Source organism: Mycobacterium sp. (genome assembly GCF_004298145.1).
In the GTDB taxonomy this organism is placed as follows: domain Bacteria; phylum Actinomycetota; class Actinomycetes; order Mycobacteriales; family Mycobacteriaceae; genus Mycobacterium.
Map to the genome: position 1 here is coordinate 133,535 of NZ_SCRH01000053.1, position 18,322 is coordinate 151,856.

Here is an 18,322-nt window from a genome sequence, read left to right on the forward strand (position 1 = left end):
GTTTTCACCCATCCCCGCCAGAGTATCAACTACTTGCGATTGGTCTCAAGTACTAGACACAGCCCGTGGCACGGTGTCACGCCGAAGGCGGTGTCAGCCGTCGATGTGATCGGCGAACAGTTCATGGCCGGTGCCCTTTTCGACCACGCGGCCCAGCAATTCGCGCAGCGTCTGTTGCTCGTGGTCGGTCAGCACACCGAACACTTCCTGGTGTGCGGCGATCGCGTCATTGACGACCGTCTCGGCGACCTTGCGGCCTTCGCCGGTCAGGTAGGCCCGCAGGATCCGGGCGTGCCGGGGGTCTTGTTTTCTTTCCACGAGGCCGCGGCGTTCCAGGGCGGTGAGCGCGAGCTGAACGCCTTGCGGGCTGATCAGCAGGCGCCGGGCCAATTCGGCACCGGACAGGCCGGGTTCGTTGGTCAATTGGCGCAGCACACCGATCTGGGCGGTGCTCACACCGTGTTGCCGCATCGCCTCGTTAATGGTGGTCAGCGAGTAGTAGAAGGCCTGCTTGAGCAGCCACAGGATGTTATCGGTGAGTTCCATGACTGCCTCCGTCAGGCCGCGGGGGTCTTGTAGATCTGTCCATTCTTCATGACGAAGCGGACGTCGAGGGTCGCAGCGATGTCGTCGAAGGGATCTCCCGGCACGGCGATGATGTCCGCAAGGTAGCCCGGCGCCAGCCTGCCCAACTCGTCGTCGGCGTCGATCAGCTCGGCGGCCACCACCGTGGCCGCCCGGATTGCCTGTGCGGGAGTCATGCCCCGCTCCACCAGCGCGCCCAGTTCTTTGGCGTTCTGGCCATGCGGGATGGCCGGCGCGTCGGTACCGCACGCGATCCGGACGCCTGCGTTAATCGCCTTGGGCAGCATGGCTTTTGCGCGTGGGAACACCTCGAGCGCCTTCTTGCGCAGCTCCGGTGCGATGCGGTCGATGGCCATGGCGTCGGTCAAATACGTCGTCGAGACCAGGAAGGTGCCGTGGTCGACCATCATCTGAATTGTCTCGTCGCTGGCCAAAAAGCCGTGTTCGATACAGTCGATCCCGGCGCGAATGCAGGCTTGTATCGCGGTGTCGCCGACGGCGTGTGCGGCCACCCGGACTCCGGCCCGGTGGGCTTCGTCCGCGATCGCGGCGAACTCGGCATCGGAGTACTGCTGCGCACCGGGTGCGGTGCTGTGCGACATCACCCCGCCGGAGGCGGACACCTTGATCAGCTTGGCGCCGTGCCGGATCTGGTAACGCACGCAGGCGATCACGTCGGGCACACCGTTGGCGATGCCTTCGGCCACCGACAGCGGCATGACGCCGGGAGCCAAGCGCTGGAATACCGTCGGGTCCAGATGACCGCCGTACGGGGTGACGGCATGGCCGGCGGGATAGATGCGGGGTCCGATGTGCCAACCCTGGTCGATGGCGCGCTGCAGCGCTACGTCGAGCAGATATCCCCCGGTCTTGACCATCAGCCCGAGGTTGCGCACCGTGGTGAACCCCGCTTCCAGGGTGGTCCGCGCGTTGACCGCGCCGCGCAGCGTGCGGTAGGCCGGGTCGTCCTGCACGCCATGCATGGGCGACGGCAAACCCTCCGGACCGCCGGGCCCGCCGATGAGCAGGTTGAGTTCCATGTCCATCAAACCCGGCAGCAGCGTGACGTCGCCGAGGTCGACGATGGTGGCCGAATCCGGTAGTGGCTCTTTGGGATTGACCGCGGTGATGCGCTCGCCGTCGACCACCACCACGGCCGGCGCGTGGATCTGGCCGGTCACGGCGTCGGCCCATCGCGCCGCCCGCAGGACGGTTACATCGGTCACGGAACCGGCTCGGATACGCAGTCCAGGGTGGAAGCACCCGAATCCGGGACGCGGGGCTGCTTCCAGCATTCCACCGGGAACGACACCATGATCATCGAATAGAGCAGGTGCATCAGGTTCGCGACGTCGTCGGGTAACTCGTCGAGAGAGAACTTGTCGCAGAACGACAGCGCTTCCTCGGCCCGCGGGGTGATCGCGTCGTAGAAGGCCTTCATCTCGACCATGGAACTGGCCAGCCTCTTGGCATACCGTTCGGGTTCGCTGGGCAGGCACCAATCGGTGAACGGTTCGAGGTCGGCGAACTCGGCGGGCAGCATCGTGGGCATCGTGTTCACACTCCCGCCGTGGACGTCCGGCGATAATCATCGATCCAGGCGGCGGTCTCCTTATGCAGATGCCGGATCAAGATCTCCTGGTCGCAGAGCAAGAATCCGTCGATCACCTGGGATTCGATCATGCTCTGGGTCGCCTCCAGCGTGTTGGCGTCCTGCAGCCCGTATTCCTTGAACGACACCGCCGCCAGTTCCTGCGCCACCCGCTCGCGGGGGGAGCGCGGCGCCGGGAAGTACAGCGTGCCCTCGAAGATGTGACTGTTGTACGACGTCGGCCAGTAGTGGTAGGTCAGATACCAGCCCTGACCCCAGAACAGGATGACGAAGTTGGGGAACAGCTGGAACGAATCCAGGCCCCACGGGTCACATTTCGCGGGGTTGAGCCCGTCGGGCATCGGCCCGAGATCGGGCTTGTCCCACGGGCCGAACAGGCCGCTCTGACAGATGTCCTCCATGGGTTTGCGCATCTCGGCCGCCATCTCCCAGGCCCGCACCCCCGAGGTGCTCACGAGCCGGTGCGGCCCGTCCAACCGGTAGTGCGGGGCTTCAAAACCCGCCTCGGCGGCCGCCTTCGAGTACGCGGTCGGCGACTGGTTCGCGTGTAACACCGGCGCGTGGTAGAACTCCTGGAACGCGTCCATGTAGAGCTTCCAATTCGCCTTGACTTCCGAGCGATAGGACCAGCGAGACGTCATCTTGTCGAAGGGATAACCTTCCAGCCCGGTGATCATGGGCCCCAGGAACTCTCGCAACGGCTGTTCGGGCGTCTTGGCGAAGTTGACGAAAATGAAGCCTTCCCAGACGTCGCAGTGCACCGACACGAGCCCGTAGCGACTCTTGTCGAGGTTGAAGAACTCCTCCTCTTGCTGCACGAAGGTGAGGTTGCCGTCCAGGTCGTAGCGCCAGCCGTGGTACTTGCACGTGAACTGCCGACACACTCCCCGCGTTTCTTCCTCCGGCATGTCGTTCCACACCAACTTGTTGCCCCGATGACGGCACACGTTGTGATAGGCCTTGATATCGCCAGATCCCGTGCGGACCAAAATGATTGAGGTCTTGACGACCTTCAGCTCCCGGGTGAGGTAGCTTCCCTTGCGCGGAAGCTGTTCAACGCGACCGACATTGAGCCAGGCCCGTTTGAAGATGGCGTCACGTTCCAATTCATGGATCTCGGGACTGATGGAGTCCTCGTACGACACCGGTTCGGTGCCCAATTCTGGGTAGTGCTCGGTCCAGCTACCCTCCGGCGGTTTGGGGAATCGAGCCATCATCGCTCCTTAAGCAGTCCAACGTCGGGAAAATCCCTGGGCGCCCAGCCACTCACTACGGCGTTGCCCGCGCGAAACAACCACCTGCGCACCGGTTTCACCGATCCCTGAGAGCTCCGTCACGGCCGACGGTATATCCTCGAACCATCAATAGCAAGTAGTTGATATTGGTCGCAGGAGGCGCGGATGGACCACAACCCCGCAGCACAAACCACCGGGAGCGACGGGGCACGGCCACAGGCCGGCGTCATGCAGGTCATCTCGCCGCATACGGAGGAACCCATCGCCGAGGTCAACGCGGCCGGGCCCGACGACGTCGACTCGGCTGTGGCCGCGGCGCGTGCAGCCTTCGAACCCTGGGGCCGCAGCGAGCCGGCACAACGGATCGCCACGATCCTGCGCCTGGCCGACATCTACGACCGACGTCGCGCCGAGATGGCCACCACCATCACGGCCGAGATCGGCGCCCCGATCAGCTTCGCCCAGCGCGCCCAAGTCGGCCTGCCGGCATTCATGATGCGCGCGTTCTGCGACCTGGCTGAAAGACATCCGTGGCAGGAGACGAGGCCCGGCTTCTTCGGGAGCGACGTGCACGTCCGCAGGGAGCCCGTCGGCGTCGTCGCGGCGATCGTGCCCTGGAACATGCCCCAGTTCCTGATCGTCACCAAACTCGTGCCCGCGCTGTTGGCCGGCTGCACCGTCGTACTCAAGCCCGCACCCGAAAGCCCTTTGGACGCACTGCTTTTAGCCGAGATGATCGCCGAGGCCGGCCTGCCACCCGGCGCGGTCAGCATCCTCCCGGGCGACGGCACGCTCGGCGCCTACCTCGTCGCCCACCGTGGCGTGGACAAAGTGTCGTTCACCGGGTCCACCACCGCGGGGCGCGCCGTGGCCGCATCCTGCGCGCCCAACCTCACCAAAGTCAGCCTCGAACTCGGGGGGAAATCCGCGGCCCTGGTGCTCGACGACGCATCGCCGGACAAGGTGGCCGCCGGGGTGCGATCCGCGAGCCTGTCCAACAGCGGCCAGATCTGCAACGCGCTCACCCGCGTTCTGGTGCCCCAAGCGCGCCACGACGAATACGTGGACGCGCTCGCGGCGGAAATGAGCGGCCTTCGCGTCGGCGATCCCAACGACCCCGACACCCAGCTCGGCCCGCTGGTGTCCCGGCGCCAGCAGCAACGCGTTCGCGACTACATCCAGATCGGGCAAGACGAGGGGGCGCGCGTCATCGTCGGCGGCACCGACATGCCCGACGGACTCGACCGGGGCTGGTATGTCCGGCCCACCCTGTTCGCGTCGGCCAACAACACCATGCGCATCGCCCGGGAAGAGATCTTCGGGCCCGTCATCACCGTCATCCCCTACCGCGATGACGAGGAGGCGCTGGCGATCGCCAACGATTCCGATTACGGCCTGGCCGGATCGGTGTGGAGCAACGACGCCGACCGCGCGCTGGCAGTCGCCACCCACATCCACACCGGCACCGTCGGCGTCAACCAGGGCTACACGATGGATCCCTTCGCGCCCTTCGGCGGCGTCAAAGCCAGCGGCTACGGCCGCGAGCTCGGGCCCGAAGGGCTCGACAGCTACCTGGACACGAAATCGATCGCGATCGCGCCGAAATCCTAAATCCCTTGCCGCTCTTAACATTCAGTGGTTGTGATGGTGGCTCCCGGCTGCCATGCTGTAGGGTTGCCGGTAGTTCCCCGGGTTTCTGTAGAAGCCACTTGGGGATCTAGAGGCCGGGCTGCTACAGCGGCGCCGGCCTTGTCCATACCCAGCGGTTGACCCGGGCCTGGGCCGTTGTCATGACGCTTTGGCGTATCTGCGAACCAGGTCGTCCTCGCCGAACGTGCTCGTGCGCTGCTGGCCGTTGTCGTCGCGGCTGAAGAATGTCCACTGCCGCGGACCGCTCTGCGGACCACTGATCATCTTGACGGTCAGGCGTAATTCGGTGGGGCGCCGCGTGCCGATGACGTCGCCGACTTGGATCTTCGACGGGTGGATCTCGGGTGCGTCGCACCAGTTCTGTGTGGACATGACTCCCATCCTCCTCTTGTTCGCGCCGAATGCGATTTCCAGGGCGCGTCGGGCAGGCGGCGGCTGGGTTCCGCGGTGTCTCCCTCTCGCATGGCGGGCAAGAACCGCTGGTGGAGTAGCCTTGAGCGTGAGCCGTTTCGTTGTCAGCGGTGTTCCACCGCGATCTGTGCGGACGGCACTCCGGGCAATGTGATCCTCCACTCGCCACGCGGCCGCGGACGAGCGATGCCGAACTGAAGGAACGATCTGTGTATCGCACAGCGCTGACGGTGGCGTTGATCCCGACCCGATTTGTCACGCGATGACTTATCTGCGGGCGGGCCGGCGCCCGGCCGTTCCCGTACGGCTCTGCGTGGCTCACCAGTTGGGTGGCGACATCGACGGGGCGTGGTGGCCACGCGCGGACCGCATAACCAACGAATTGCCCGGCCTTGTCGCCGCACTGACACCCCTGCTGGGCGGCATCTCCTCTATCAACGTCAACTGGCCGCCCCTACAACGACCGCCCGACTTCAACTGGCACGGATGGGAACATAGGCGCCAGCACGTGATGACGTTCAACGGCGGCGAGGCGCGGGTGAACCTCTTGATCGTCCCTTATGCGACGTACAGTGCGCTTGCGCTGATGGTGCTGCGCCGCGCGGCGAGTCTGCCCGTCGCCCCCGGGGACCGCGACAAACCCGCGTTTCTGACCGCCGGGTCGATCCTGCAGGCCGCCCGGGAACAACGCGCGGCCGACTGCCACTGATACGAGATTCGCCGTTAGCGCGTCTCGCTCACGACGAAAACGGCGACATAGCCGATGGGGATGCCGGTCCAGGTCGCGATGCATTCCCGCGCGGCCAGTTCCACAGTGGCCCGGCTGGTGGCGCGGGTGGAGCCGCCGGTCTCGGGGATCCGGACCATCCATCCGTCCCCGTCGCGAGTGATTTCGATATCGAAGCACTGACCGACCATCGGACGCTTCACGCGGGGTGCGACGCGCTGTCGACGGGCACCGCGCAACGCTCGTCGGCGCAGCAAAGTGGGCTGAACAGGCATGGCTGCTTTCCTGAGTCGCAATCGAACCGCGGGCTAGAGTAATGCGCCTCGAGACGAAAACCTAATCGGCGGGTCTCCGCCAGGTAACGATGTCGTCGCCGATCAGTGCGTATCGCGCCTCGCTGTGTTGCCGAACCCGGTGCGGCGGCGGATCAGGGGCAGGTCTGCCCTCGTCGCGAAGCCCGCAGGCGCGGCGCACACCGCCTGCGCCGCGTTGAGAACAGAAGTGGGCGCGCATCGACGGATCGCCGTCGATGGTCAACGTCCAGCCGTTGCGTCGAAATCCACCTTGGCGCGAAGAAGCGCCAGTTAACTGCACGCTCGCGTCGATTCGGCGGCCAGGCAATGGACCATCGGTTTACGCCGGTCGGGTCTGGGCCGAGTTCGGGTCGCCGTAAAAGCAATATGCCGCGTAGCTGTCCTCGGGATCACGGCCCTCGTAGGCCAATTTGCGGATTTCCCGCATCGCCTCGCTGAACGGCAGGGTGGGATCGCCCTTGATTTGTGCATAGAACTTGCGCGCGACCTGGGCGGCAACGGAGTCGCGCACACCCCAGATCGGGGCGACGACCGCCCGTGCTCCCAGGTTGGTGAATACGGCCGGAAACCCGGCGGGGCCAACGAGAGCGGGAATGATCTGCCCCACCGCACAGGCGTTGAGGAAAACAAACGGCTTGTGCTTGTCCAAAGCCGTCACCAGTCCTGGGAGGCCCTCGACTTGGATGTCCGTCAACTCCTCGTCGGGATCCAACTGCAAAATCTGAATGGCGTCATCGCTACTGCCGTGGCAGATGAAGTGCAGCAGCGAAGCGCCGCGGGCACCCAGCTCCTGGTCGATGGTGTCAACCAGTGCGGGCTTGAGTTGTTCGCCATTGAAAGCGTCCTTCACGAAACGGGCTTCCTCAGCGGAGAAATTCAGCGGTGGCAGGTATTCCGGTGCGATGACCCAGCTGTCGTCGAACCGAATGGTCTGTTCGGGCGACACCAAGTTCGGGTGCACCCAGCGGCCCATCGCAAATTCCACACCGAGTGCCGGACGGAATTTCCCGTTGCGGACGTCGGGGACCATCAGCTCCCACGGGATGTACGGTTCGTCGGTAACGACCAAGAGCGTTTTGGTTCGCTGCGGCTGGGACGCGAAGTGATCGACCAATTCCCAGTACGCGTCGCGGAATTCTTGTGGTGTCGCGTCGAACAGCCGCCTGCCAGCGCCGATCAACGCGGACAGTCGTCCACCGCGAGTTTTCAGGAACCTACCCACCATCGTTTGCACCATCTCTTTGGTGGCTGACGGGAGGTTCCATCGCACGGTGATGCCGTCGATGAAGCGGGCCAAATGAGGCGAGGCAACGGTGACGTCGAACTTGCGTTCATCGCCACCCGGTGCTTGTCGGACGGTGACCGTCAGGTCGGGGGGGATCGCGGCTGGGTCGATGGCGACCTCGCCCGCAACCGGCTCCATGCGGCCCAGCGGTTGTGACGAGATCACTTCCGCGCCTTCGACTTCGAGTTGCCGAGCAACCCTGCCCACGGGACGCCAGCCGTGGTAAAAGGTCGCCGCGATGCCCGGGTTGGGCGCATCCGCCGGCACGCATCTGAGGGTGAACCGGGCAAGCGTCGACTGCGGCTCGGCGGATGTCACCAGGATTTCACCGCGCCCGTCACCCTCGATCACGAAATGCGGCGACGACGTCAGTACCACGCCCAGGCGCAGTTCGCTGACTTCGGACATGACGATCGGCTCGCCGACTTCGCCCATCTCGAAGGGTTGCTCGTTGAGAAACACCGACACCACAAATGTCGCACCGACGTGAATCGGGGTGTGTTCTCCGACGGTGATATGTGGGATGCGGTGGATTGTCGCGGGCGCGGCCGGAGGAGCTGTGGGCTCTGCGCCGTCGTAGGGCGCCCACTGCTCGGGATGCCCATATTCGACCGGCTGACCGTAGCCGCCGTACTCGTCCGTCTCGGCGTAGCCGCCGTACCCGCCCGGGTACGCGACACCCACCGGCTGGCCGTAGCCGCCGTATTGGCCGTACTGGCCGTATTGGCCGTACTGGCCCGGCGGCCAGGGCTCCGCGCCCCACCGGCGCAACCTGCGGGTGCGCAAGCGCGGTAACCCAAGCCGACGCCACCTACGGATTCGGCCGACGAATACATCTGCTCGTGTTCGCTGAGGAAACGGCGGAGCGCTCCGAACGGCCGGCGAATCACTGGGTGGGCCCCAGCTGCGCACCCGTGGGGCCTTCAGCCCCAGCCGCAGAACCTGTGGCCTCCCCGCCGTTGTCACCTTCACTTTGATCAAGCGGCTGTTTTGTGAGTCCGGACCGGGTAGGACGTCGACGACCCACCCGACCCAGACACCCGGCCGGTCATCAGGAATTGCGCTCAACTCGATCCACTGGCCATCGCCCGTCGCGACGTCCAGATCGACGTCCGGCAGACCCGCGATCTGAGGCCTCAGATCACCGGCCTCGAGCATCACCAGCAACTCACGGACCAGGGGATGGGAAGCCTCGAAGTCGGCGGCCGACAGTTTGTCGAGCAACACCCTTGTGCGCAGGCCGAACTGCGGATCCTGGACAAGCCACTCCCCCAACGCGACCAGCTGCCTGATGAATTCGTCATCCTTCACTGCACTCACCCCTCAAATGTTTTCGCTGTGATGCACCACGCCGCGCTCGTTGACGTAGCGGATCGTCATCGCGGTCTTGTCGAGGTCGATCACCGCGAAGCCGAAGGTGTTCCATGGCTCGGGTCCCTTGCCGAATCGCTCGCGGTAGTCATAGCGCAGCCCCGCCAGCAGCGGGTCACTGTCAGACCGGACCAGGTATTGGGGTATGCCGCCGTGCCCGACGCACGACGCGAATTTCACGCCGTGTTGCGGTTCGTATGTCAGACAACGGTGCTCGTGCCCCCAGAACCAGGCATCGACAGAATCGTTGTCCAACAGCGGCTTTAGCTGCGTGCGAAGTTGCTCGCCGGAGTTCTGATAGGCGCTGAAGAGCTGGTGGTGCGACATGAGCGCGGTTCGCCGGGTCGGTGCGTGATCAACCTGTTGCCCAATCCATTCCACCTGTCCATTCGACAGCCGCTTGTCTTCGTACGCCGTGTCGAGCCCGAGGAACTGCCAGTACTTGTTTCGCAGCGCGAAAACGCTTTTCCCCTTCTGCCGTTCAAACCTGGGGTCCGCCAGCGCGGTGCGGTAGAACTCGTGACCGCCCCGGTACATGTCGTGGTTACCACACAGGGTGTACGAACCGATCTCTTCGGCTTCCCGGACGGGCCAGTGGGCGAGGAAGTGTTCGGTGTATTCCTTCTTCGACCCGCTGTAATAGACGTCGCCGAGGTGTATGACGTGCTGTTCACGACCCTCCTCGATTCCTTCGTTCAGGGTCGCGCGGATGTGGCTCGCGACGGCTTGGGCTCGCGGCAATCCCGATCCCCAATCTCCCACCAAGATGATGCGAGCGTCCTCCGCGATGGCTACCGCCTGAGGAGGCAACCCTCCGAATTCCACCTTCTTCTTGAACCCGTACCAGGCTTTGATGACGCCGAGCCACAGCCAGCGCGGATCACCGAGGATCCACGGCGTGGTTATCTCGAACGGACCAAATGCCCTGCGCCCGTCGCTCTCTCGGACGCCCTGGTCACCCTCGATACGGCGTGTGACGACACCGTCGGTGTCATCAACCAGCTCGGCGGGCCCCTCCTCGAGCAGCCTGGTCAGTTCGGTTTGCAGAATGGCGAGGATCGGTTCGCGCGGCATCCACATATCCGAGGACATCGGATCCTGCTCCTGGACCGCGGCCTGGCTGGCCCGCAGCAGTTCGTCCACGACTTCCTGAATTTGCGCATCTGTGTAGTCGGCCAGCCCCCCTTCATCGACCGGCGTGGTCCGGCGATCCCGGTCGTCGACCAGATCGCTGAGGCCACTGCGGGTCTCGGTGGCAGCGCCGAGTAGAAAGCCCATGTTCAGCACCTGCGAAATCATGTGTCCTTACCTCCCATACCGTCCGGAATGTCTGCTACTTTCGCGATCCAGCCGGTCTCCCAGCCGATCACAGGACCGCTCGGCGATAGCCGCGATCGTCTTCGACGGATTTCGTCCGATGGCCCTGGGGATCACGGCGCCGTCCATCACGAAAAGGTTCTTCTGACCGAATACCTCGCCGGTGTGGTCGACCACGCCGACGCCTGGGGCCGAGCCCATGTTGCACCCGCCCAGCGGATGCGGGGTGACGAGCATCCGCAGGCGCTTCCACGTCAACAGCGGTATCGGGACTCCTCCGGTCGCCAGGGTCATGGCGACGTGCATGTCGCCGAAGGTGTCCAGCGCCTGCATCGACAGTTGCGGATTCCAGTCGAGCCGCAGCCGCCCTCGCCAGAAGGCATGCCTGCTGCGCAGGGAGAACTCACCGTCGGCGGCGTCGATCGACTGGCCGAACCAGGGAATCATCGATTGGAAACGGGTTTTCTCACAGGCGTTTTCGTAGATCCGCTGCTTCCATCCGCCGGCACTCTTCCAACTCGCCAGCAGGGCTTCGGCGATGTTGGGCAGCCCGCCGTCTTCGACGTAGAGCTGGCCGTCGACACCGTCGAGGTTGTCATCGGGTTGGTCGACGCCGGTCAGGAAATCGATCGCCGCGCCAATCGTGGGGCCCTTCGTCGGCGCAAGTTCGCGGCCCGGGTAGCGCGCCAGCGTCAGAAAGTCTCCGTTGGGACTCCAACCCCGGCCCAGGGCGCGGGGCAGACCGGACACGGTGCCGAACTCGTCGCGGGTCCGCAGCAGGATCTCGGTAGTTCCGAGCGATCCGGCCGCCAATATCACGACCCGGCAGGTGATCTCCCGGCGCTGCCGCCGGCCGTCACTGATGTCGAGATAGTGCACCCGCCATCTGCAGTCACGCTCTTTGGAGAGATGGGTGACCATTGACAACGGCTGGATATGGACACGCTGCGCCTCCGCCTGGCGCAGATAGTTCTGGTCGAGGGTCTTCTTGGCGCCGGTATGACAGCCGATGCAGCAATTCCCGCAATGCACACACGTCCCGGCCGCGTAGCCGTTCGGGTGCTTCCAGGGCTCCCCCGGAACGCGACCGGTGGCGTGCCGATCGAAGTTGACCGCCAAGGGCAGCGCGGTGTAGCGATCCGCGGCATCGATCTTGTCCGCGGCGGCACGCAGCAGCTGCATCCGGGGGTTGTGCTGATTACGAGGGATAAGTTGCGGGGCAAGCATTTTCGTTACCGCGTTGTAGTACGGCAGCATCCCGCGGTGGGTGATCTGCGACGGCCAGCCGGTACGAAAGAACTCTTCGGGCGCGTCGACGCAGACGTTGGCATACACCAGCGAGCCGCCGCCCACCCCGGCGCCGCAGCCGATGACCATCCGCTGCAGGATCCGTATGTCCAGCCAGCCGTTCAGACGGTGCGGAATCCTGCTGGAGTAGATGAAGTCCGAGGGTTTGTGCGGGAGCGCGTCAGAATGCCAGCGCCGGCCGCGCTCCAGCACCACCACCGAGCGGTTCGGAGCCGCCAACCGGCAGGCCGCGACCGCGCCACCGAAGCCACTTCCGACGATGACGACATCGGCTTGCGCTGCGGTACTCACCAACGCCGCCTGAGTAGGTAGGTTCGCACCAGCGAGCCGGCGAAGAACCGGAAGAAAAGACCCAGAAAGTGCAACTCGTCCACCAGCGAAAGACCGCCGGTGACTCTCATCGTCGTCAACTGACGCAGGAATCCGCCCAGGCTGAGCCGCAGGATACCCGCGGCGACAGGCGGTCCGGCGGTGTTGCCGAGGTCGAAGAACCGCACGTACATCGTCGTCGTCGCGGTCCAGGCCCGCCAGAGCGGTCCCGGCTCGATGACCTTGAACCCACGCAACAGATAGGTCTGCCCACCGACGGTGACGAATGTGTCGTACACCATCTCCCGCACCGGCTTGCCGTTCTGTCCGACGGTGCGCCGGAAAAGCCGGAAGTCGCCGTCGGCCCCGCTGGTGATCGGGCCACCCCACACGGGCAGCTCGCCGGCTGCCGCCCAGCGACCGCGGTGGTGTGGATCCCGCAGCAACGCAGGCAGATTCGCGATGTCGACGACGGCAGTGAGCGACATCGCGACGGCCGCCTCGTTCTCATATCCTTCGATGGGATCGGTGGAGCCTTTGGTGATCATCCCCGTCATCACTTCGCTGAAGGTCAGTCCGGGCCTGACCGCGGCATTGAGGGCCCGCCGTCCAACCTCGGTGGTCGGAAATGGCTTCGGGTCGTTGCCTTTCTTTGCACGGGCGCGCATCAGCATGACTTACTCAATTCGTCAATGATGAACGGGAAGACATCCTCGTGTGCGTTTTGCCCGAGGAAGACGTCGAGATGCCCGTAGTTGGCGATCTTCTGGTAGGTGTGCCGGCCGGGGGCGTAGCGGTCGAAGTACTCATAGGTCCGGCCCATCCCCACCGGCAGGAAGGTTTGGTTGCGGTCCCCGGTCATGAACACGAACCGCGCGTCAGTACAGGGCGCCTGCGTGGTGAAAAGCATTGGCAGTTCGGCGTATTTCCCTGTCGAGACCATTTCGCCGGCCGCTGAACAGTCGGCGATGTGGTCGTAGTAGGTCATCGGAACCTGTCCGAATTCGCCCCTGATCCACTCGTGGGTGGCCTCGCTGAGGTTTTCGTGCCTCCACAGCGTGGGGAAACCCCACCCGTAGATGAAGCTGCAGTGCTTGCACACGCTGTTGCGGCATTCGTGGTGTGTCGCGCGGATGGTGGCGTCGAGCAGCTTCGGCCATACCCGAGGGGCGTGAATACCCCACTGCGGGTTGATAGTCGCGACGCGGCGTGCGAGCAACCCGACCGCCAACGGCAGCTTGACCCTCGCCATGCGGGGCATGATCGGATGCAGCGCAGAGGAATTGGAGATGACAACGGAGACACCGGGAAGAAGCCCGGCGGTTATCGCCATCATGAACGCGCACGAACCCTGGCAGTGGATGACGGCTTTGACGGTGTCAGCTTCGGTACGCCTCCGGACTTCGTCGACCGCGGCCGGCATGTCGAGCACGGCGGCGTCGTCGAGCGTGTAAGGAACGGCCGGAAGGTCGATGCTGGATCGCCAATTCAGCGCCCAAACGTCGAAGCCGTGCGTGTGCAGCATCATCGGCAGGGTCTTCGGCGTCGGCGGATTGAACAGGTTGGCCCGCGTACCCGTCCCCGCGACCATGAGCACCGGACCACGAGTGGGTTTCGGCGCCGGCGTCAGGTGTTTGAGGTTCAAAGCCCACCCGTCGCGGGCTGTGAACCCTATCGTCTCGAAGACCGGCGCGTCGGCGGCCGCCGAAGGCACCGGGTGCCCATCGGTGGGGATCGCAGTGGTCAAGGCGACCTCCTCTGCGGGATCAATGAGATCTACAGCGTGCTGGCTGACGGCCGCTTCGTCTCGCGTAGTGCACTACCTGATTTCGTACCGGCCACCGCGTACCCGAGGGTGGCGCGGTCGGGCGCGTCAACCTTGGAGCATGCCCGGTAAATGTGGCCTTCCACGGTGCGCACCGACACGCACAGTCGTTCGGCGATGGCCTTGTTACTAAGCCCTTCGGCCACCATGACGCCGATCTGGAGCTCCCGCTCGGTCAACGGCAGCGCACTCAGCACCCGCTCGAGGACCGGTGTGGCGGCGTCACCGCGCAATTCGGCGGCGCGTGCCTTGGCCCGCAGCTCGCCCTTGCGGTCGTGGCGGGCCGAGTATGCCATCGCAGCCTGCGCCGAGGCGTCGGCCGCTGCGCAGCGCATGCCCAGATCGGCGAGCTCCAGTGCCACCCGATCCAAGGTGGGCGCGTCGGCGGCCGCCACCGCGCGTGCGTGCGCCAACGCGATCCGTCCCGCTGTACAGTCCACCGCCTTCAGCACCTCGGCGATTGCGCCGACGGCGTCGCCATCTCCCAGGCGAACCGAATCGTGCAGTGCGTGCAGTGCGATCGCCAACTGTCCGGACTGCTGCGCCGTCCGCGCGGCGGCGCGGGCCGCGGCCACCGCTCCATTCAGGTCGTGCGCGGCGGCCAGTGTCCACGCCTTGGCCAATCCCAGCTCCGGGGCGTACAGCTGTGACCTCACGCTGTGCCGTGCTTCCGCTCGCGCGAGAACCTGGGCGGCCGCGGCCGCATCACCGCGCTGGCCCGTCGCTTGCGCCAGGTACATCAGCGCCAGCGGGCCCCACGAATAGCCGGTCTGGATAAGGGCCGCGGCAGACTCGCGCAATAAGAAGGTCGCCCTCGTCAGCTCGCCGCTCGCCATCAATGTCCGTGCCAGCAGCACTTCTCCGATCGCGCGACCCGGCTCCTGCAGTCCGGAGAACTCCATGAAGTTGCGCGCTCGCCGCTGGGCGCGCATTACCGTCTCTGTCATCAACGACGTCGTGATTTCACCGAGGCCGATGGTGAAACGCAACAAACCCGGGTGCTGAGCCGACAACCCACGGTTGGCCAGCGCGCCGACGTCGCCGAAACGGCCCAGCCGGGCGCTGGCCAGCGTCGCGGTCGCGGCCGCCCACGCGATGGCCAACTCCGGCGCCGACGGCGACGCGAGGACCGCGGCAGCGAGTTCGACCGCGTGCTGGGGATCCCCGGCATTCATCACAAATGTGGCCGCCAACGCGTCAAAGGTGTGCACCGCGATGGGATCGGTGACCCTGGCGCCCATTTCGGTCAAAAAGTCCATCGCCTGTTCCGGCTCATCGAGCATCCAGAACTGATTGGCCGCCTTGGGAAGCGTCCACGACGTCAACTCCCACTCCGAGAGCTGTGCCGGATCGACAGGCACAAGCACGTCGTCGGCCTCGCGGCCGCGACCCAGCCACGCCAATGCGTGGGCCAGCGGTAGCCTGGCGGCGAGGCCGCCCGACCGGCCAAGTGCGTTGCGCGCCAATCGCTCACCAAGCACGAGGTCACCCAGCCGCATGGCCTCATAGGAGGACTCGATGACGTTGTCCACCGGCGGCGGATTCTCGCTGTCGATGGCCAAGTCCGCCAGGCGCAACCGGGAGCTGACGTTTCTCGCCGGGCGTGACGACAGCTGCGCGACAACGTCTGTCCGCAGCCGCCGCGCCGCGAGCCGTCCCAGCGACACCCTTATCCCTTCGGTGTAAACGGGGTGCGCCGAGTGCACGACCAGGTCGTCGTTGCGGGCGCGCACCTCGACCGCATTGACTTTCTCCGCTTCTTCGATCGAGGCGCGACTCGTGAGCGCCGTCAGGTCCGCGAGAGTCAGTGGTTCCTCCACGGACAAATACTCGAGTACCGATTTCACTTGTGGCGGAAGGGTTTTAAGATGGTCACCGATCAGCGTGGAAAGGTGGGGTGTCAGCACTATTTCACCGCGCAGCTGCCAGACACCCTCGACTTCGCGCAGCGTGCCGGATTTGACCGTGCCTTCCACGAGGTGCCTCAGGTATAGCGGATTTCCCTGGCTGACATCGAAAATCTTGCTCGCGCTTGCTGATTCCAACGGCCCGCCCAACGCCGCCTCGATCAGCTGCGTGGTTTCGACGCGATCGAACGGCTCGATGTCGACCCGCGAAAGAATGCCGTCCTTCCACAACGCCGTGATCGCATCGGGTGCCGGTTCGCCCGTCCGCACGGTGATGATCAGCCGCGCCGAACTGGTAAGCGCGAGTTGGTGAGCCAATGTCGCCGACAAATTGTCCAGGTGATGGGCGTCGTCGATGCCCACCAGCAGACCCTCACCGTAGTGGCGGAGTAACGACTCTCGGGCCGCCCGCACCAGCGTTGCCGAGTCGCCCACGCCGGCGACTTCGACGAGATGGCTGAACGACCCGAAGGGGACCTGGCTCGCTGAGGCGGTGCAGGCCACCCAGCGGACCGGCGGCTTGGTCTTCTGTGCCGCAAAGCGCTGCACCACGCTGCGCGCGAGAACTGTTTTCCCTACCCCCGCGGAGCCCGCAAGAACCGCGCCCCGCTGCTTCTTGCTTTTCAGCGTGGCTTCAAGCAGCCCCAACGATGAGCCGCGTTCAGCGGTCCGCCATTGCAATGGCACCTGCAGATGTTATATCCACGCCAATTGTTTGACTCGTTATTGTGAAGATCGCCCAGGCGTCGTTTGCAACAGCAGATCAGGACCTGTGCCGTCACGGGCGGTGCAACTGACTTGGAATGCGTAAGCCGTTGGTTGTCGCGCGACTCGAATGCCGAAATGCACCAAATTCTTTGGTTCTGACAGCCATTCCACGACCGCACTTCGCCCGTGCCTCCCGGGCTCACCGAGACACAGGAGTTTCGTCTCTCAAATTGACGGATAAGTAACATGATCTAACTCAAAGTTGCCTAATTCTGCGAACCCTCGTAAGCAGACTCGGGGCCGTTCACTGCCCCGCGCTCACATCGTTGACAGGCATCGCCGCGACAGCGGCGGGCGAAACCGGCGACCGATGGTGCAGGTTCGGTGCACTTCGACGGGCCTGGACCAGATGAAGCCCGACCTGGTCGCTCATTTACTAACTGTGACAACGAAATTAGTCAGATAACACGACACTTCGACACTGTCGCCGGATTGCGCGTTTTCGGAGGCGGGTTCGCAATGAGTGCGGCGACTACGCCACAGCGAATTGTTCGGTATTTTGCATGCTCGCTAATTTCGAACAGGGCAAAATACCGAACGCTCATACCCGGGGCTCGTCATGAGCATGGACCCCCGAGCTGGCAAGCGCCTCTGAGTGCGGGCGGGACACCAGGATTGGGCATGTTATGCATCGGCGGTGGTGCTGGGTCCTCGATGATTGGCCCTCCCATTGCTATGCACTGCGCATACGCGTGGGGATTGAACGCAAGGAAGGCGCAATCCGCCGGATTTCTGCCCTGCGCCGCTGGTGCTTGCGACATCAGGGTGGTGGCCGCTACCCCGACCACCCCTGCGATCAGTAATCTCCTCATTTCGACGCCTCCCTGGTCAGGAGCGGTAAGGAACGGCGGTGCAGGGGTCCGGCCCGATGCAGTCATGCGGATCGCCGGTCTTCCACCCGCTGTGGGTGCCTATCCCGCCTTGGGCGTTGCCGCCGCTGGCATCCACGTAGCCCGGCGGAATATGGCCTGCCGGAACACAAATGGGTGATGGCAGGCGACCATCGGACATGGCGACGGCGGGCACCTGACCCTGGGGGCAGCCGGCGTGCGCCAGCGGTGCGTAGGTGACCCCTGCCGCCAACACGGCGGGTATGGCCACCAGGACCCGCATCGAGGTCGAGATCATTGCTTTCTCCATTTCACGGGTGACGAACCGGACAAGTCGCCGGGGAAAATCGGCCAGCTCTTGACGAAAACAAGCGAACCTGGCGCTCTCTGAGACGTAGACGAAAGCGACCACCGGCACACAACCGGTCAGGCAGCCGTTTGCTCATCACGCACCGCAATCAGCGCGGTTGACCGGGCTGCCGCCGACGTATTTGCAGAACGGGAAGTTGGTGTCCCCACCGCCGGCGCTGAACAGCATCCCGTTACCGCCGTCGACCAGTTGTATCGTCACAAAGCTCCCGGCCGGGCCGTTGCCGCCGCTGATGACGCTGCCGTAAGCGGTTTGGGGCTGCTGCACGCTGCTCAGCTTGAACATCATCGTGCCGCCGCTGTAGGTTTCGGTGCCGCTGCCGTCGGAGTTCACGACGACCCTTTCCTTATGGGCACCCCAATCACCGACGAACGGGCCACCGGCCTGCGAGAAGGGTTGGCTCAGGCCGGCCTGTCCCGGATCTGCCTGTCCCACTGGGGCGCAGGCGATGCCCGCCGCCAATACGGCGGGCACCATCACTGCCTTCATCATGTCCGC

17 protein-coding genes and 1 pseudogene are annotated in these 18,322 nt (G+C 64.6%); 2 read left to right on the forward strand and 16 right to left on the reverse strand.

The window, feature by feature from the left end; translation table 11 throughout:
• Positions 1–93: 93 nt before the first annotated feature.
• From EPN51_RS22880 to EPN51_RS22895, 4 genes are read right to left on the reverse strand one after another with little or no spacing between them, the layout of a single operon-like run.
• Positions 94–546, reverse strand: a complete 453-nt coding sequence (locus EPN51_RS22880) for a MarR family transcriptional regulator (protein ID WP_293047209.1) — start codon at positions 544–546, stop codon at positions 94–96.
• An 11-nt stretch (positions 547–557) separates the two neighbouring features.
• Positions 558–1,811, reverse strand: a complete 1,254-nt coding sequence (locus EPN51_RS22885) for an amidohydrolase family protein (protein WP_293047211.1) — start codon at positions 1,809–1,811, stop codon at positions 558–560.
• On the reverse strand, positions 1,808–2,146 hold the full coding sequence (locus tag EPN51_RS22890) for a hypothetical protein (RefSeq protein WP_293047212.1): 339 nt from the start codon (positions 2,144–2,146) through the stop codon (positions 1,808–1,810). The genes EPN51_RS22885 and EPN51_RS22890 overlap by 4 nt, the downstream gene beginning before the upstream one ends.
• Complete coding sequence (locus EPN51_RS22895; RefSeq protein WP_293047214.1) at positions 2,143–3,411, reverse strand: aromatic ring-hydroxylating dioxygenase subunit alpha; 1,269 nt, start codon at positions 3,409–3,411, stop codon at positions 2,143–2,145. The genes EPN51_RS22890 and EPN51_RS22895 overlap by 4 nt, the downstream gene beginning before the upstream one ends.
• Before the next feature lie 186 nt (positions 3,412–3,597).
• Here EPN51_RS22895 and EPN51_RS22900 point away from each other — a divergent pair, with 186 nt between their 5' ends.
• A complete protein-coding gene (locus EPN51_RS22900; RefSeq protein ID WP_293047215.1) occupies positions 3,598–5,043 on the forward strand; it encodes an aldehyde dehydrogenase in 1,446 nt (481 codons plus the stop codon).
• Between the two features lie 177 nt (positions 5,044–5,220).
• Here EPN51_RS22900 and EPN51_RS22905 read toward each other — a convergent pair whose 3' ends face one another.
• Positions 5,221–5,454, reverse strand: coding sequence for a hypothetical protein (locus EPN51_RS22905; protein ID WP_293047217.1), 234 nt, complete (start codon positions 5,452–5,454; stop codon positions 5,221–5,223).
• A 301-nt stretch (positions 5,455–5,755) separates the two neighbouring features.
• Between EPN51_RS22905 and EPN51_RS22910 the strand changes: the two genes are divergently transcribed.
• Entirely contained in the window at positions 5,756–6,202 is a 447-nt protein-coding gene (locus tag EPN51_RS22910) for a DUF5994 family protein (RefSeq protein WP_293047218.1), read from the forward strand.
• Between the two features lie 14 nt (positions 6,203–6,216).
• Here the strand turns inward: EPN51_RS22910 and EPN51_RS22915 are convergent, their stop codons facing one another.
• The 11 genes and pseudogenes from EPN51_RS22915 to EPN51_RS22965 form a co-directional block, all read right to left on the reverse strand.
• Positions 6,217–6,411 carry a long chain fatty acid-CoA synthetase Faa4p gene (locus tag EPN51_RS22915; protein WP_293047300.1) on the reverse strand — a complete coding sequence of 65 codons (195 nt, stop codon included), beginning with the start codon at positions 6,409–6,411 and terminating at the stop codon, positions 6,217–6,219.
• A gap of 186 nt (positions 6,412–6,597) precedes the next feature.
• Positions 6,598–6,772, reverse strand: a pseudogene (locus EPN51_RS22920) (dihydrodipicolinate reductase); the annotation flags it as partial.
• Between the two features lie 81 nt (positions 6,773–6,853).
• On the reverse strand, positions 6,854–9,139 hold the full coding sequence (locus EPN51_RS22925) for a CHAT domain-containing protein (protein WP_293047220.1): 2,286 nt from the start codon (positions 9,137–9,139) through the stop codon (positions 6,854–6,856).
• 3 nt (positions 9,140–9,142) lie between these two features.
• Positions 9,143–10,489 (reverse strand): metallophosphoesterase, encoded by a 1,347-nt coding sequence (locus EPN51_RS22930; RefSeq protein ID WP_293047222.1) that lies wholly within the window; start codon positions 10,487–10,489, stop codon positions 9,143–9,145.
• A gap of 6 nt (positions 10,490–10,495) precedes the next feature.
• The gene (locus tag EPN51_RS22935) at positions 10,496–12,106 is read right to left on the reverse strand and encodes a GMC oxidoreductase (RefSeq protein ID WP_293047224.1); all 1,611 of its coding nucleotides are present in this window, start codon (positions 12,104–12,106) and stop codon (positions 10,496–10,498) included.
• Positions 12,103–12,792, reverse strand: coding sequence for a hypothetical protein (locus EPN51_RS22940; protein ID WP_293047226.1), 690 nt, complete (start codon positions 12,790–12,792; stop codon positions 12,103–12,105). Before EPN51_RS22940 ends, EPN51_RS22935 begins: the two co-directional genes overlap by 4 nt.
• The gene (locus EPN51_RS22945; protein WP_293047228.1) at positions 12,792–13,871 is read right to left on the reverse strand and encodes a hypothetical protein; all 1,080 of its coding nucleotides are present in this window, start codon (positions 13,869–13,871) and stop codon (positions 12,792–12,794) included. The genes EPN51_RS22940 and EPN51_RS22945 overlap by 1 nt, the downstream gene beginning before the upstream one ends.
• Positions 13,872–13,900: 29 nt before the next feature.
• Positions 13,901–16,543: a LuxR family transcriptional regulator gene (locus EPN51_RS22950; RefSeq protein ID WP_293047230.1), complete on the reverse strand. Its 2,643-nt coding sequence runs from the start codon at positions 16,541–16,543 to the stop codon at positions 13,901–13,903.
• A gap of 325 nt (positions 16,544–16,868) precedes the next feature.
• A complete protein-coding gene (locus EPN51_RS22955) occupies positions 16,869–16,997 on the reverse strand; it encodes a hypothetical protein (RefSeq protein WP_293047232.1) in 129 nt (42 codons plus the stop codon).
• Positions 16,998–17,452: 455 nt separating this feature from the next.
• Positions 17,453–17,752: a hypothetical protein gene (locus EPN51_RS22960; protein ID WP_293047234.1), complete on the reverse strand. Its 300-nt coding sequence runs from the start codon at positions 17,750–17,752 to the stop codon at positions 17,453–17,455.
• A 147-nt stretch (positions 17,753–17,899) separates the two neighbouring features.
• Complete coding sequence (locus EPN51_RS22965; RefSeq protein WP_293047236.1) at positions 17,900–18,316, reverse strand: hypothetical protein; 417 nt, start codon at positions 18,314–18,316, stop codon at positions 17,900–17,902.
• Positions 18,317–18,322: the final 6 nt, after the last annotated feature.

Coding starts and splice junctions, on each gene's coding strand:
- EPN51_RS22880 (WP_293047209.1), bottom strand. CDS start 546: ATGGAACTCACCGATAACATCCTGTGGCTGCTCAAGCAGGCCTTCTAC.
- EPN51_RS22895 (WP_293047214.1), bottom strand. CDS start 3,411: ATGGCTCGATTCCCCAAACCGCCGGAGGGTAGCTGGACCGAGCACTAC.
- EPN51_RS22900 (WP_293047215.1), top strand. CDS start 3,598: ATGGACCACAACCCCGCAGCACAAACCACCGGGAGCGACGGGGCACGG.
- EPN51_RS22905 (WP_293047217.1), bottom strand. CDS start 5,454: ATGTCCACACAGAACTGGTGCGACGCACCCGAGATCCACCCGTCGAAG.
- EPN51_RS22910 (WP_293047218.1), top strand. CDS start 5,756: ATGACTTATCTGCGGGCGGGCCGGCGCCCGGCCGTTCCCGTACGGCTC.
- EPN51_RS22915 (WP_293047300.1), bottom strand. CDS start 6,411: ATGGTCGGTCAGTGCTTCGATATCGAAATCACTCGCGACGGGGACGGA.
- EPN51_RS22930 (WP_293047222.1), bottom strand. CDS start 10,489: ATGATTTCGCAGGTGCTGAACATGGGCTTTCTACTCGGCGCTGCCACC.
- EPN51_RS22940 (WP_293047226.1), bottom strand. CDS start 12,792: ATGCGCGCCCGTGCAAAGAAAGGCAACGACCCGAAGCCATTTCCGACC.
- EPN51_RS22955 (WP_293047232.1), bottom strand. CDS start 16,997: ATGAGCGACCAGGTCGGGCTTCATCTGGTCCAGGCCCGTCGAAGTGCA.
- EPN51_RS22960 (WP_293047234.1), bottom strand. CDS start 17,752: ATGATCTCGACCTCGATGCGGGTCCTGGTGGCCATACCCGCCGTGTTG.
- EPN51_RS22965 (WP_293047236.1), bottom strand. CDS start 18,316: ATGATGAAGGCAGTGATGGTGCCCGCCGTATTGGCGGCGGGCATCGCC.